The organism is Flavobacterium sp. HJSW_4 (genome assembly GCF_042436695.1).
Taxonomy (GTDB): Bacteria; Bacteroidota; Bacteroidia; order Flavobacteriales; family Flavobacteriaceae; genus Flavobacterium.
Window position 1 is genome coordinate 232,317 of sequence record NZ_JBHNPP010000006.1, and the last position, 13,614, is coordinate 245,930.

General features: G+C 33.5%; 13 protein-coding genes and 1 pseudogene. 12 read left to right on the forward strand and 2 right to left on the reverse strand.

All coding sequences use genetic code 11. The features are described 5' to 3' along the window. The first annotated feature begins 170 nt into the window (after positions 1 to 170). The 3 genes from def to mazG all read left to right on the forward strand — a co-directional run bounded on the left by def (position 171) and on the right by mazG (position 2,178). Positions 171 to 761 (forward strand): peptide deformylase, encoded by a 591-nt coding sequence (def, locus tag ACE01P_RS08290; RefSeq protein WP_379696133.1) that lies wholly within the window; start codon positions 171 to 173, stop codon positions 759 to 761. Positions 762 to 822: 61 nt separating this feature from the next. Beyond that, positions 823 to 1,308 (forward strand): DUF5606 domain-containing protein, encoded by a 486-nt coding sequence (locus ACE01P_RS08295; protein WP_379696135.1) that lies wholly within the window; start codon positions 823 to 825, stop codon positions 1,306 to 1,308. A gap of 99 nt (positions 1,309 to 1,407) precedes the next feature. Further along, positions 1,408 to 2,178, forward strand: a complete 771-nt coding sequence (gene mazG, locus ACE01P_RS08300; RefSeq protein ID WP_379696137.1) for a nucleoside triphosphate pyrophosphohydrolase — start codon at positions 1,408 to 1,410, stop codon at positions 2,176 to 2,178. On the opposite strand, the gene ACE01P_RS08305 is transcribed toward mazG, so the two are convergent. Then, positions 2,175 to 2,858, reverse strand: coding sequence for a Crp/Fnr family transcriptional regulator (locus ACE01P_RS08305; RefSeq protein ID WP_379696139.1), 684 nt, complete (start codon positions 2,856 to 2,858; stop codon positions 2,175 to 2,177). The two genes, mazG and ACE01P_RS08305, sit on opposite strands and share 4 nt — an antisense overlap. 202 nt (positions 2,859 to 3,060) lie before the next feature. On the opposite strand from ACE01P_RS08305, the gene ACE01P_RS08310 reads away from it, so the two are divergent. The 8 genes from ACE01P_RS08310 to ACE01P_RS08345 all read left to right on the forward strand — a co-directional run bounded on the left by ACE01P_RS08310 (position 3,061) and on the right by ACE01P_RS08345 (position 11,695). Continuing rightward, positions 3,061 to 5,448 carry a heavy metal translocating P-type ATPase gene (locus tag ACE01P_RS08310; protein ID WP_379696141.1) on the forward strand — a complete coding sequence of 796 codons (2,388 nt, stop codon included), beginning with the start codon at positions 3,061 to 3,063 and terminating at the stop codon, positions 5,446 to 5,448. 127 nt (positions 5,449 to 5,575) lie between these two features. Further along, on the forward strand, positions 5,576 to 5,767 hold the full coding sequence (ccoS, locus tag ACE01P_RS08315; protein WP_095930917.1) for a cbb3-type cytochrome oxidase assembly protein CcoS: 192 nt from the start codon (positions 5,576 to 5,578) through the stop codon (positions 5,765 to 5,767). Between the two features lie 2 nt (positions 5,768 to 5,769). Beyond that, the gene (gene ccoN, locus ACE01P_RS08320; RefSeq protein WP_379696143.1) at positions 5,770 to 7,953 is read left to right on the forward strand and encodes a cytochrome-c oxidase, cbb3-type subunit I; all 2,184 of its coding nucleotides are present in this window, start codon (positions 5,770 to 5,772) and stop codon (positions 7,951 to 7,953) included. A gap of 7 nt (positions 7,954 to 7,960) precedes the next feature. Further along, positions 7,961 to 8,155: a cbb3-type cytochrome oxidase subunit 3 gene (locus tag ACE01P_RS08325; RefSeq protein ID WP_379696145.1), complete on the forward strand. Its 195-nt coding sequence runs from the start codon at positions 7,961 to 7,963 to the stop codon at positions 8,153 to 8,155. 3 nt (positions 8,156 to 8,158) lie between these two features. Continuing rightward, positions 8,159 to 9,097 carry a cbb3-type cytochrome c oxidase N-terminal domain-containing protein gene (locus ACE01P_RS08330; protein ID WP_379696147.1) on the forward strand — a complete coding sequence of 313 codons (939 nt, stop codon included), beginning with the start codon at positions 8,159 to 8,161 and terminating at the stop codon, positions 9,095 to 9,097. Positions 9,098 to 9,107: 10 nt separating this feature from the next. Next, on the forward strand, positions 9,108 to 10,526 hold the full coding sequence (ccoG, locus tag ACE01P_RS08335; RefSeq protein ID WP_379696149.1) for a cytochrome c oxidase accessory protein CcoG: 1,419 nt from the start codon (positions 9,108 to 9,110) through the stop codon (positions 10,524 to 10,526). A 12-nt stretch (positions 10,527 to 10,538) separates the two neighbouring features. Continuing rightward, on the forward strand, positions 10,539 to 10,988 hold the full coding sequence (locus tag ACE01P_RS08340) for a FixH family protein (RefSeq protein ID WP_379696151.1): 450 nt from the start codon (positions 10,539 to 10,541) through the stop codon (positions 10,986 to 10,988). A 5-nt stretch (positions 10,989 to 10,993) separates the two neighbouring features. Further along, entirely contained in the window at positions 10,994 to 11,695 is a 702-nt protein-coding gene (locus ACE01P_RS08345) for a sulfite exporter TauE/SafE family protein (protein WP_379696153.1), read from the forward strand. A gap of 27 nt (positions 11,696 to 11,722) precedes the next feature. Here the strand turns inward: ACE01P_RS08345 and hemN are convergent, their stop codons facing one another. After that, positions 11,723 to 13,087 carry an oxygen-independent coproporphyrinogen III oxidase gene (hemN, locus tag ACE01P_RS08350; protein ID WP_379696155.1) on the reverse strand — a complete coding sequence of 455 codons (1,365 nt, stop codon included), beginning with the start codon at positions 13,085 to 13,087 and terminating at the stop codon, positions 11,723 to 11,725. Positions 13,088 to 13,306: 219 nt separating this feature from the next. Here hemN and ACE01P_RS08355 point away from each other — a divergent pair. Continuing rightward, positions 13,307 to 13,614 (forward strand): annotated as a pseudogene (locus ACE01P_RS08355) (type IV secretion protein Rhs); the annotation flags it as partial.

Genomic DNA, 13,614 nt, shown 5'->3' on the forward strand with positions numbered 1-13,614 from the left:
ATTATGGATGAGATTTTTAACAGTATGTGAAAAATATGATATACTTGTAAAAAATATGATATAATAGACTATTAGAATTATTCATTGACTATTTTTTACTATTTTTGCCAGCTGAAATATCAGAACTTTAATTCTGTTTTTGCAGCACATAAAAACATAAATAAAAACAAATGATTTTACCAATTGTAGGATACGGTGATCCAGTTTTAAGAAAAGTAGGACAGGACATTACACCAGAATATCCAAATCTAAAAGAAACGATCGCAAATATGTACGAGACTATGTACAATGCGTATGGAGTTGGACTTGCAGCACCGCAAGTTGGACTGCCTATTCGTTTGTTTGTCATAGACACAACGCCTTTTAGTGAAGATGAGGATCTTCCTTCAGATGAACAAAAAGATTTGAAAGGTTTTAAAAAGACTTTTATCAACGCTAAAATCGTTAAAGAAGAAGGAGAAGAGTGGGGATTTAACGAAGGTTGTTTGAGTATTCCTGATGTGCGTGAAGACGTTTACAGAAAACCAACTGTTACAATCGAATATTGTGAAGAAGATTTCGTTATGAAAACGGAAGTATTTGACGGATTAATCGCAAGAGTTATCCAGCACGAATACGACCACATTGAAGGAATCTTGTTTACAGATAAAATCTCATCTCTAAAAAAACGATTAATCCAAAAGAAATTGAAAAATATTACTGAAGGAAAAACGTTTCAGGAATATAGAATGAAATTTTTCGCAGCTAAAAAAGCAAGATAAGTTTTCTAAATTGTTAGAAACAAAAAAATAAATCAAATTCTTAATACTAATTTTAATAAAAATGAATTTAACGAAAATTTTAGCCATTTCAGGAAAACCAGGTTTATACGAATTAAAAGTACAAACTCGTACAGGTTTTGTGGCGGAATCATTAATTGATGGGAAGAAGATTACTGTAAATCTAAAAAGCAATGTAAGTTTATTGTCTGAAATTTCGATTTATACTTATGAAGGTGAAAAACCGTTAACTGAAGTAATGCAGCAGATTGCCGTTAAAGAAAATAAAGGACAAGCTATCTCTCACAAAGAAGATAATGCTACTTTGTCTGCTTATTTCAAACAAATTCTTCCAGATTACGATGAAGAGAGAGTTTACCCATCAGATATCAAAAAAGTATTAAACTGGTACAACACGCTTCAAGCAAAAGGTTTGGTAACAGATTTAGCTCCTGCGGTTGAAGAACCAAAAGAAGAAGCTCCAGTTGCTGCAGAAAAAACAAAAAAAGCTCCAGCAGCAAAAAAAGCAAAAGCTAAAAAAGAAGAATAATAGTTTTTCTTTAATCATAAAATAATCCTGTTAAGATGTTTTCTTGACAGGATTTTTTAATTTTACAGAATCGAGTTTAAATCAAAAGAAAACTTCAAAATGAGCAGAGAAAACCAATTAAAAGCATTTGAAAGATTATTGAACATCATGGACGAGCTTCGTGAGCAATGTCCGTGGGATAAAAAACAAACTCTTCAGACGCTGAGACATTTAACGATCGAAGAAACGTACGAGTTGGGAGATGCTATTTTGGATAACGATTTAAATGAAGTTAAAAAGGAATTGGGAGATTTACTGCTTCATATTGTTTTTTATGCTAAAATAGGCAGTGAAACCAATGATTTTGATATTGCAGATGTTTGTAATGAAATCTGTGAAAAACTAATTCACCGTCATCCGCATATTTACGGAGATGTGAAAGTAGAAAATGAAGAAGAAGTAAAACAGAATTGGGAAAAACTGAAACTGAAAGAAGGCAAGAAATCAGTTTTAGAAGGTGTACCAAGAAGTCTTCCAGCATTGGTTAAAGCAAGCAGAATTCAAGATAAAGTAAAAGGTGTAGGTTTTGATTGGGAAGAACCTCATCAAGTTTGGGATAAAGTGCAAGAGGAATTACAAGAACTTCAAGACGAAGTAAAAGCTGGAAATCAAGACAAAATCGAAGATGAATTCGGAGATGTTTTGTTTTCTATGATTAACTACGCGAGATTCTTAAATGTAAATCCAGAAGATGCTTTAGAAAGAACCAATAAAAAGTTTATTAAGCGTTTTCAATACTTAGAAAGCAAAGCAAACGAATTAGGAAAACCATTAATGGATATGACGCTTACAGAAATGGATGTTTTCTGGAACGAAGCCAAAAAACTCTAGTTATCGGCTAATTTCTTTAAAGCACGAACGTCTTTAAGCATAATTTTTTTACCAACTAATTCGATTAATCCTAATTTATTAAAATCAGATAATAAACGGATGCAGCTTTCTGTTGCAGTACCAATTATACCTGCAAGTTCTTCTCTTGTTAGCTGAACTTTAAGTGTTTTATCAGTGTCTTCTCCAAACTCGTCATGCAATTGCAATAAAGTTTCGGCAAGTCGCTGTTTAACAGTTTTTTGAACTAAAGCAATTTTTTCGTTTTCAGATTCTTTTAAATCTTCGCACACAGATTGCATCAGATTTAAAGAAAACTGATTGTTATTGTTAAAGAAATTGATGATTTCAGTTTTAGGAATAAAACAAACCTCCATGTCGGCAATCGCTTTTGCAGTCAAGTTTGCCGGCTCATTACTAATCATAGAGCGCTGTCCAAGAAGTTCGCCAGATTTAACCAATTTTACAATTTGGTCTTTTCCGTTTGCACTCAACTTTGAAAGTTTTCCAACGCCATCTTTTATACAAAAAACACCATTGGTTACTTCGCCTTCTTCAAAAATGGCTTCACCTTTTTTAATTTTGTAAGAGGTTTTGCTGCTGGCTAGTTTAATAACTTCGTCTTTATTAAGGGCTTTTAATGAGCTTAGCTGGCGTACAATGCATTGATCACATTTATTCATGACAATAGTTGTTTGCAGCAAAAATAAGGATATTTAAGGGTTTTAGCCATTATTATATCGTAAAATTATTATAAATTAGAATTGGCCTTAATTTGAGCTGTTTTATTTCATTAAATTAGAATTCAATTTCAATATAACATGACAATTATCATCTTAATAATTGTGCTTTAATTGGAAATTTGCGACATATAAAAACAAGTTTATGAGGGAGCAAAGTTGTTTTCATTGTGGTTTATCTATTGAACAAAATGAAGAAATTGATTTTGATGATAAAAAGTTTTGTTGTACTGGCTGTAAAACAGTTTACGAAATTTTCAGCATCAACGATCTAACATCTTATTATGATTTTGAAAAGTCTCCAGGTGCGACACCGCAAGACATCAAAGGAAAATATGATTTTTTAGAAAATGAAACCATTCTTGCAAAGGTTTTAGAATTTCAGGAAGGAAACACATCTATTGTTTCGCTAAATATTCCGCATATCCACTGCAGTTCTTGCATTTGGATTCTCGAAAATTTGCATCGTCTACAACCTGGAATTAGTACTTCTCAGGTTAATTTCCACGAAAAGAAAGTTAGAATTACCTTTAATTCTGATGTAGTTTCTTTAAAAGAAATAGTTTATCTCTTAAGTTCGATAGGATACGAACCTTACATTAGTTTAGAAAACTACGGAACTGCAAAAGCCAAAGTAGATAGAAGCTTAACCTATAAATTGGGTGTTGCTTTTTTCTGTTTCGGAAACATTATGTTGCTTTCATTTCCAGAATATTTCGAGATGAAAGAATTCTGGCTCGATAGCTACAAACCGTTTTTCAGAATTTTGATTTTTCTTTTAGCATTGCCGAGTTTCTTGTATTCAGCAAGCGGTTATTATGTTTCTGCTTATCATAGTATTAGAACTAGAATGCTTAATATAGATATTCCGATAGCTTTGGGAATTATCGTAATGTTTATTCGTAGTTCTTACGACATGTTAATGGATCACGGTCCGGGTTTTTTTGACAGTTTAGCAAGTTTGGTTTTCTTTATGCTTCTTGGTAAAATGTTTCAAATTAAAACCTATAGTTTTTTAAGCTTTGAAAGAGATTTTAAATCCTATTTTCCGATTGCTGTTACCAAAATCAATAAAGACGCTACCGAAGATAATGTCGCTATTTATGATGTTTTAAAAGGAGATCGCTTATTGATTAGAAATCAGGAACTTATTCCTGTAGATGGAATTTTAATCAGCGAAAGCGCAGAAATAGATTATAGTTTCGTTACAGGTGAAGCAGTTCCAATTACTAAAAAATCTGGTGATAAAGTATTTGCAGGAGGAAAACAGATTGGAAAAGTAATCGAAATGGAAGTATTGCATTCTGTTTCACAAAGTTATTTGACGCAGTTATGGAGTAACGAAATTTTTCAGAAAAAAGTAGATCAGAAACACAAAACCATAACAGATGCAATAAGCCGATATTTTACCCCTATCTTATTACTAATTGCGTTTGTTGGTTTTGGTTATTGGATTTTTATTGATGCTAATACTGCTTTTAATGTTTTTACAGCAGTTTTAATTGTGGCTTGTCCTTGTGCATTAGCTCTTACAGCTCCGTTTACTTTTGGAAACATTCTGAGAATTTTAGGTAAAAAGAAATTTTATTTAAAAAATGCCATTGTAATCGAGCAGCTTGCTAAAGTCAATACGATTGTTTTTGATAAAACAGGAACAATTACAACCAATAAGAAATCGAATATAATGTATGAAGGAAATTCTATTTCAGATTCAGATATTGTATTGATTAAAAATGTGTTACGAGGTTCTAATCACCCATTAAGCCGAATGCTTTATGATTTTTTGCCTGATGTGAAACGAATTAGTATAGAAGATTTTCAAGAAATTACGGGAAAAGGAATTTTAGCTGTTGTTGAAGGGAAAGAAATTAAAATTGGTTCAGGGCAATTTGTAAATGATATAGTTGCAGATGGTTCAGAAATTGAAAAAACGGCATTGCATATAAAAATAGGAGAGGTTTATTTTGGAAAATATACTTTTCAGAATCAATATCGTGAAGGTTTAGAAAAGCTTTTTGCTAATCTGAGCAAAGATTATGAAATCAAAGTGCTTTCTGGTGACAATGATGGTGAAAGAGCAAATTTAGAAGCGATACTGCCAAAAGGTACCGAATTGATATTCAATCAAAAACCAGAGCAAAAGCTCGAATACATAAAGAAACTTCAAGAAAAAGGACAAAATGTAATGATGGTCGGCGACGGACTGAACGATGCTGGTGCGCTCGCACAAAGCAATGTTGGAATTTCGATTTCAGAGAACGTAAATGTCTTTTCGCCTGCGTGTGATGCGATTCTAGATGCAACAGAATTTTCACGACTAAACTACTTTTTAAAGCTTTCGCATAAAGCCATTTCGATCATTAAAATGAGCTTCGGACTTTCATTGCTTTACAACGTTGTTGGACTTGCATTTGCGGTTACAGGAAACCTACTTCCGTTAGTGGCTGCGATCATTATGCCATTGAGCACAATTACGATTGTGAGTTTTGTAACTTTTATGTCTAACTATTTCAGCAACAGAAATTTAGAATAATTATAAATTGTTCAAAAAGATATTTTTATAAGGTATTTTTTATAAATTTAACTATCTTTTTGTTCATGATAATTATCATATTTTATGCGCCTTTAACGAAGTAATTTTGTTAATATAAATCTAAGGTATGAGTGTTATTTATCTATTAATTTCAGTAAGTATTTTTGTGGCAATCTGTTTCTTTATTGCCTTTATCGCGGCTGTCAAATCTGGTCAGTACGATGATGATTATACCCCTTCAGTCAGAATTCTTTTTGATGACGAAACCAAAATTAATTCCCAAAATAATAATTCACCAATCGAAGAAAAACAAGTATAATTATGGAAATGGAACAGTTTTATTACGACAACAAAATTGTAAAAAAATTCATTTACGCCACAATACTCTTTGGGGTTGTGGGTATGTTAGTGGGGCTTACCTTAGCGGTAATGTACCTTTTTCCCAACATGACAGATGGGATTTCGTGGCTTAGTTACGGCCGTTTAAGACCGTTACACACCAATGCAGTTATTTTTGCCTTTGTGGGTAATGCTTTTTTTGCCGGTATGTATTACTCGCTACAAAGATTGCTAAAAGCCAGAATGTTTAGTGATTTTTTAAGTAACCTTCATTTCTGGGGATGGCAGTTAATCATTGTAGCAGCCGCAATTACACTTCCGTTAGGTTATACTTCTTCTAAAGAATATGCGGAGCTAGAGTGGCCAATTGACATTGCAATCGCTTTAATTTGGGTTGTAATGGGTATTAACATGATTGGTACCATGCTTCGTCGTAGAGAGCGTCACTTATATGTAGCGATCTGGTTTTACCTAGCAACATTTGTAACGGTAGCGGTACTGCATATTTTTAACAACATCGAAATTCCGGTTTCAGGTTTAAAAAGTTACTCTGTTTATGCTGGTGTTCAAGATGCGCTTGTACAATGGTGGTACGGGCACAATGCGGTGGCATTCTTCTTGACAACTCCATTCTTGGGATTAATGTATTATTTCGTTCCAAAAATTGCAAACAGACCTGTTTACTCATATAGATTATCTATTATTCACTTTTGGTCTTTAATCTTTATATATATTTGGGCAGGACCACACCACTTATTATATTCTGCATTGCCTAACTGGGCTCAGAATTTAGGGGTTGCATTCTCAGTAATGTTAATTGCTCCATCTTGGGGAGGTATGATCAACGGTCTTCTTACATTAAGAGGAGCTTGGGATAAAGTTCGTGAAGAACCAGTTTTAAAATTCTTTGTAGTAGCGATTACAGGTTACGGTATGGCAACTTTTGAAGGTCCGATGTTATCTTTAAAAAATGTAAATGCTATTGCGCACTATACAGACTGGATCGTAGCACACGTACACGTAGGAGCCTTAGCTTGGAATGGTTTCATGTCGTTTGGTATTATTTATTGGTTGATTCCAAGAATGACAAAATCAGAATTGTTCTCTAAGAAATTGGCAAACTTCCATTTTTGGATTGGTACTTTAGGTATTATCGTTTATACAATTCCGTTATATGTGGCTGGTTTTCAACAAGCATCTATGTGGAAACAATTTAATCCAGACGGAACTTTAACTTATGGTAACTTCCTTGAAACGGTAACAGCAATTATGCCAATGTATTGGATGAGAGCTATCGGTGGATCTCTGTACTTGATAGGTATGTTGACATTAGTTTACAATATTATCATGACAGTAAAAGCTGGTAATACAATTGAAGACGAATTGGCTCAAGCTCCAGCTTTACAAACAATAAAAAGCAGCAGATTAAGTGGAGAGAAATTCCACTCATGGTTAGAAAGAAAACCAATTCAGTTAACCATTTTAGCAACTATTGCAATTTTAATTGGAGGTATTATTCAGATTGTACCAACGATTATGGTGAAATCAAATATTCCAACTATTTCAAGTGTAAAACCATATACACCGTTAGAGCTTGAAGGACGTGATTTGTATATTAGAGAAGGTTGTGTTGGATGTCACTCTCAATCAGTTCGTCCATTTAGAAGTGAGGTTGAACGTTACGGTGTTCAGGCAAAAGCTGGAGAGTTTGTTTACGACCATCCATTCTTATGGGGATCAAAACGTACAGGTCCAGATTTATTGAGAGTAGGTGGTAAGTATAATGACAACTGGCACTTTAACCACATGTGGAATCCACAAAGTACATCTGCAGGATCAATTATGCCAGGATATAAATGGCTGTTTGATAATGAACCAATGGATATTTCATTGACACAAAAGAAAATGCAAGCAATGATTTCATTAGGTGTGCCATATTCTCCAGAAGATGTTGCAAATGCACAAAGAACTTTAAGAGAGCAGGCAGTTAAGATAGAAAAAAGCTTAGAAAGCGATCCTGATTTCGTTAAGAGTTACGAAGACAGCCGCAAAAAAGCTGAAGCAAAAGGCGAGAAATTCATTCCGATGAACGAAAGAGAAATCGTTGCATTGATTGCTTATATTCAAAGACTTGGTACTGATATTAAAGTAAAAGAAACTAAATAACAGCATTATGTTTGAACAAATAAAACACAATATGGAAACAATATCGGGTATAGAAATTTACCCGATAGTTTCTCTCTTAATTTTCTTCTTATTCTTTGTAGGATTAGGTATTTGGGTATTCTCATATAGAAAAGAAAAAATTCAAGAAATGAGTAATATACCTTTAGATGAAGGACTTAGTGTAATCACAAAAGATAGATAAAAAATGAAAAAGTTTTTCCCAGTATATGTTAGAGTACCGTTGATTTTCTTCATCGTATTTGCTTTGATGGAATTTTTTATAGACTCAGGCGATAAGCCAGCTTTTATAAAATTCCCAATGGTTTCGCTCTTTTTATTTGTCTTTTTGTTTATTCTGATTGCCATCGAAATTACACTTAGTGCTGTAAATCGAGTAATGTATCAGTTATTAACGCCAGAAGAAAAAGCGCAAAAAGAACTTGAAGAAAGTTTAAGTTTCAAAGAAAGCACTTGGTTTAAAAACCTAATGCATAAATTGACGCAAACAGCGCCAATTGAAAAAGAAGGCGATTTGTTAATGGATCATGATTATGACGGAATCAAAGAGTTGGATAACAATTTACCGCCATGGTGGGTGTATTTATTCTACATCTGTATCCTTTTCGGAGTAATTTATGTAGTTCGTTACGATGTTTTAGGAGCTGATGATCAGGAAATGGAGTTGAAAAAAGAATTAGCTCAAGCTAAGATTGACGTTGCGGAATACATGAAGACTGCTCCAGATTTGATGGATGAAAAAACGGTTGTTTTGCTTACAGACGAACCGAGTTTGGCAGCAGGAAAAGAGATCTTTACTATGAATTGTGCCGCTTGTCACCGTGCAGATGCAGGAGGACAAATTGGACCAAACCTTACAGATGATAAATGGATTTTAGGAGGAGGAATTAAAAACCTTTTCCACACCATTACAAATGGAGGTAGAGATGGTAAAGGGATGATTGCCTGGAAAGGAACTCTTAAACCAAAAGAAATACAAAAAGTTGCAAGTTATATTCTGTCTTTACAAGGAAGTAATCCTAAAGATCCGAAAGAAGCAGAAGGAGAAGTTTGGGTAGACGATAGCGCTCCTAAAACTGATGCCGCTGCAGCAACTACAAAAGATACCACTGAAGTTAAAAAATAATTAGAATACCATGTCAAATTTACCAGACGAAGCTTTTAGAGATACCATTGGAACAATAGATGAAGGTGGAAAACGAAAATTTATATTTCCTAAAAAACCGTCTGGTAAATTTTACGATTATAGGAAAATTGTCAGCTATGTTTTATTGGCAATTTTATTTATAAATCCGTTCATCAAAATAAACGGAAACCAATTTATGATGTTCAACATTATCGAACGTCGTTTTAATATTTTCGGATTCCCTTTTTGGCCACAGGATTTTTATCTCTTCGTAATTTCAATGCTGATCGGTGTTGTATTTATACTCTTATTTACTGTTGTATTTGGTCGAATATTTTGTGGATGGATTTGTCCGCAGACTATTTTTCTAGAAATGGTTTTCCGTCGAATTGAATATTGGATTGATGGAGACCGCGGTTCTCAGAGTCGTTTAGCTAGACAAGAATGGAATGCTGAAAAAATTAGAAAAAGACTTATAAAATGGACTATTTTCTTCTTGATTTCTTTCCTGATTGCTAATGTCTTTTTAGCGTACTTGGTAGGAAGTGACACATTGTTCTTAATGATTGAGCAAGGTCCGATTGCACAAGCAAGTAATTTTATCGCACTATTAATATTTACTGGAGTTTTTTATTTTGTTTTTGTTTGGTTTCGTGAACAGGTTTGTATTATTGCTTGCCCATACGGAAGATTGCAAGGAGTTCTTTTAGATAACAAATCTATAAATGTTGCTTACGATTTTGTTCGTGGTGAAAAAGAAGAAGGTCGAGCTAAGTTCAATAAAAAAGAAGATAGAGCGCTGACAGGAAAAGGAGATTGTATTGATTGCCTGCAATGTGTGAACGTTTGCCCGATGGGAATTGACATCAGAAACGGAACGCAGTTAGAATGTACAAACTGTACAGCTTGTATCGACGAATGTGATCATATTATGGAATCTGTTGGATTGCCAAAAGGGTTAATTCGTTACGCTTCTGAAGATGAAATTGCCAAAAAAGAGCCTTTCAAATTTACATCAAGAATGAAAGGTTATTCAGCAGTTCTATTTATTTTATTGAGTATTTTTGTTGGAATGCTGTTTTTAAGAACAGATGTTCAGGCCGTTGTTTTACGTTTGCCAGGCCAATTGTTCCAGCATAATGGAGAAAAAATCAGTAATGTTTACACGTATAAAATTGTAAACAAAACGATGAAAGATTACAACGATATTCATTTCGAATTAATTGACCAGAAAGGAGAAATTAAAAATGTTGGAAAAAGACATTTTAAAGTTGCTAAAGAAGGAATTTCTCAAGGAACATTATTCATTGAAATCGATGAAGTTTTATTAGAAAGTGATAAAACAAAAGTGAAAATAGGAGTTTATAATGGTTCTCAACTCCTGGAAACAACAACTACAAATTTCTTAGGACCACGAAGTTTTAATTAAAAATATACTATTATGAAATTTAATTGGGGAACTGGAATTGTCATTGCATTCGGATTGTTTATGACATTTATTTTATACTTTGTTTTTGAAGTGCAATCAAATTCTAAATATGATAATGATTTGGTTGTCGAAGAGTATTACAAACACGATACGCACTTTCAAGAAGAAATGGCTAGAATTCAAAACGCTCACGATTTACAGCATAAACCATCAATCAAATACACAGAAAATGGTGTAGCTGTAATTTTTCCTGCAGGATTTGAAAGTGATAAGATTAAAGGAAACATACAATTGTATCGACCTTCAAATAAAAAATTCGATTTTAATACTCAAATCGCTTTAACCAATTCAGAAATTATTATTCCACAGAAAAAATTATTGAAAGGACGTTGGGATGTAAATATGGAATGGCAATATGAAGGCAAAAAATATCTCACTAAAGAAGTTATTTACGTAAATTAAACATCATGTTATTCTCAGCTTTCTTTTTAGGTTTAATCAGTAGTTTGCATTGTGTTGGAATGTGCGGGCCAATTGCCATGATGCTTCCTGTAGACAGGCAAAATGAAGCTAAAAGGGTAACGCAGATTATGACGTATCATTTTGGCCGATTAACAGCTTATGCAACAATCGGATTGATTTTTGGTTTACTTGGAAGAGGTTTTTTCCTAGCAGGATTACAGCAAAAAATGTCAATAATTATAGGTGTAATAATGATTATTGTAGTTTTAATTCCAGAGAAAAAATTTGCGCAATACAATTTTTCAAAACCAGTTTATAAAATAATTTCAAAAGTTAAAGCTAATCTTGGAAGTCAGTTTAAAAATAAGAGTTACAAATCTCTTTTTACAATTGGTCTTTTAAATGGTTTTCTACCTTGCGGAATGGTTTACGTTGCTTTATTTGGCGCAATTGCAATGCAAAGTGCTACTTATGGCGTTCTGTACATGCTTTTGTTTGGAATAGGAACAATTCCGTTGATGACAATTGTGGTTTATGTCAATACATTATTGAAATTGCCATTTCGAAATAAAATTCAAAAGGCAATTCCTTATGTAGCCGTTATAATTGGAGTTTTATTTATCCTTAGAGGATTAGGATTAGGAATTCCGTATGTTTCTCCTTCAAATATGAGTTTATTTGTACAGCAGATTCCTAACTGCCATTAAAATATTATTTAAACTAACTAGCTAGTTTTAGACAGTCATCGAAAACAGATTTGTTTCCGGTGACTTTCTTTTTAGATGTAAATCGAAAGCCATACAAATATTACGGACAAAAGGTCTTCCTTCTTCTGTAATCTTGATTTTATTACTTTCAATAACAATTAAATTATCGTTTTCGATTTCTTTTAAAGCAATTAAAACTTCAGGAAGTTCAGCAAAATTTAAAGAATCTGCAGTCCAGGATGTTTCTAATTCGCAAGTTAAATTCAAAATGTGTTTTCTGATGATTAGATCTTCATCATTCAAAATATGACCTTTTACAACAGGAAGTTGATTAGATTCTAATATCTCATAATACTCATCAAGACTTTTAGTGTTTTGAGCAAAACTATACCAGCTATCGCTAATAGAAGATACGCCAAGACCAATCATGACTTGAGTTTTAGAAGCGCTATACCCCATAAAATTTCTATGTAGCTTTCCGTTATGAGCAGCTTTGTATAGACTGTCATCAGCTAAAGCGAAATGATCCATACCAATTTCATGGTAGCCATTTTGAAGCAACAGCTTTTTGCCTATTTCGTATAATTTTCTTTTTTCGGAATCTTTTGGAAGATTCTCTTCATTGAAACCACGCTGCCCGTTTCCTTTTATCCAAGGCACGTGCGCGTAGCTGTAAAATGCTAATCTGTCTGGTTTTAGCGAGTTTGTTTTTTCAACCGTATCAATTACATCTTCGATAGTTTGAAACGGAAGACCAAAGATAATATCGTGTCCAATTGAAGTATAGCCAATTTCTTTTGCCCAAAAAGTTACTTTGGCAACATTATGAAAAGGCTGAATTCTATTTATCGCTTTTTGAACTGTAGCTGAATAATCTTGAACACCAAAACTTACTCGGCGAAAGCCTAAATCATATAATTTTTTGAGCTGTTCGTAAGTGGTATTATTAGGATGTCCTTCAAAACTAAATTCATGATTATCTGCTTTTACAGCATGATTAAAAATTCCATTAATTAGGTTTTCTAAGTTTTCTTTTGAAAAAAATGTAGGAGTTCCTCCGCCTAAATGTATTTCTTTAATTACTGGTTTTTCTGGTAGTAGATCGCAATACATTTTCCATTCTTTAAGAACGGCCTGAATGTATTTTTCTTCTACTGAATGATTTTTAGTAATACGCTTGTTGCATCCGCAGAAAGTGCACATGCTCTCGCAAAATGGTAGGTGAATGTATAAACTGATTCCGTTTTTTGAATTGCTTTCTGAAAACGATTGCCTTAAAGTAGTAATCCATTTTTCTGATGTAAAGTCGGCTTCATTCCAATACGGAACTGTCGGATAGCTAGTATATCTAGGACCTGGGACATTGTACTTTTGAGTCAAAGAAATTTTCATAACGACGGATTTAGTTTTCCTCAAAATTAAAACTTAAGCCGAAGACATAAAATGACAAATATCATGTAAGCTGTAAAAAAAAGAGACTCAAAATGGAGCATTAATTTTTGCTTTTAGTAAAATGTCCTATTCTGATATAAAAATAACTTTTTATGACAGAGTTGAATTTTATGTAGTAATATATTTACGTTTTTTCATTGGTAAAATTCTTAATTATTTATGGCACTGCAAACCACCACTACGATCAAAATTGGAGAAATTGCGATCACCAATTTCAGCAATTTAAAAATAACCCAGAAAATTCACGGCCACCACAGCTTTTCATTTGAAGTGAGGCAAGACCTGCTTGTTGACGAATTGAAAAGCGTTATGCCTGTTTCGCAGCAATTGTACGGAGAGAGGATAAGCATCGAAGCCAAGCCGATCCCCGGACTTGACGATCTGATGGTCATGAAAAATCCCAACGATTACATTATGCAGTTTTACGGCGTAGTGACCAAAGTCAAGCTCCAGAAATCCCGCATCAA

Excerpts from the sequence above, each read along its gene's own strand:
- ACE01P_RS08295 (WP_379696135.1), top strand. The coding sequence starts at position 823 with ATGAATTTAACGAAAATTTTAGCCATTTCAGGAAAACCAGGTTTATAC.
- mazG (WP_379696137.1), top strand. The coding sequence starts at position 1,408 with ATGAGCAGAGAAAACCAATTAAAAGCATTTGAAAGATTATTGAACATC.
- hemN (WP_379696155.1), bottom strand. The coding sequence starts at position 13,087 with ATGAAAATTTCTTTGACTCAAAAGTACAATGTCCCAGGTCCTAGATAT.
- def (WP_379696133.1), top strand. The coding sequence starts at position 171 with ATGATTTTACCAATTGTAGGATACGGTGATCCAGTTTTAAGAAAAGTA.
- ACE01P_RS08340 (WP_379696151.1), top strand. The coding sequence starts at position 10,539 with ATGAAATTTAATTGGGGAACTGGAATTGTCATTGCATTCGGATTGTTT.
- ACE01P_RS08345 (WP_379696153.1), top strand. The coding sequence starts at position 10,994 with ATGTTATTCTCAGCTTTCTTTTTAGGTTTAATCAGTAGTTTGCATTGT.
- ccoS (WP_095930917.1), top strand. The coding sequence starts at position 5,576 with ATGAGTGTTATTTATCTATTAATTTCAGTAAGTATTTTTGTGGCAATC.
- ACE01P_RS08325 (WP_379696145.1), top strand. The coding sequence starts at position 7,961 with ATGTTTGAACAAATAAAACACAATATGGAAACAATATCGGGTATAGAA.
- ACE01P_RS08330 (WP_379696147.1), top strand. The coding sequence starts at position 8,159 with ATGAAAAAGTTTTTCCCAGTATATGTTAGAGTACCGTTGATTTTCTTC.
- ACE01P_RS08310 (WP_379696141.1), top strand. The coding sequence starts at position 3,061 with ATGAGGGAGCAAAGTTGTTTTCATTGTGGTTTATCTATTGAACAAAAT.
- ccoN (WP_379696143.1), top strand. The coding sequence starts at position 5,770 with ATGGAAATGGAACAGTTTTATTACGACAACAAAATTGTAAAAAAATTC.
- ACE01P_RS08305 (WP_379696139.1), bottom strand. The coding sequence starts at position 2,858 with ATGAATAAATGTGATCAATGCATTGTACGCCAGCTAAGCTCATTAAAA.
- ccoG (WP_379696149.1), top strand. The coding sequence starts at position 9,108 with ATGTCAAATTTACCAGACGAAGCTTTTAGAGATACCATTGGAACAATA.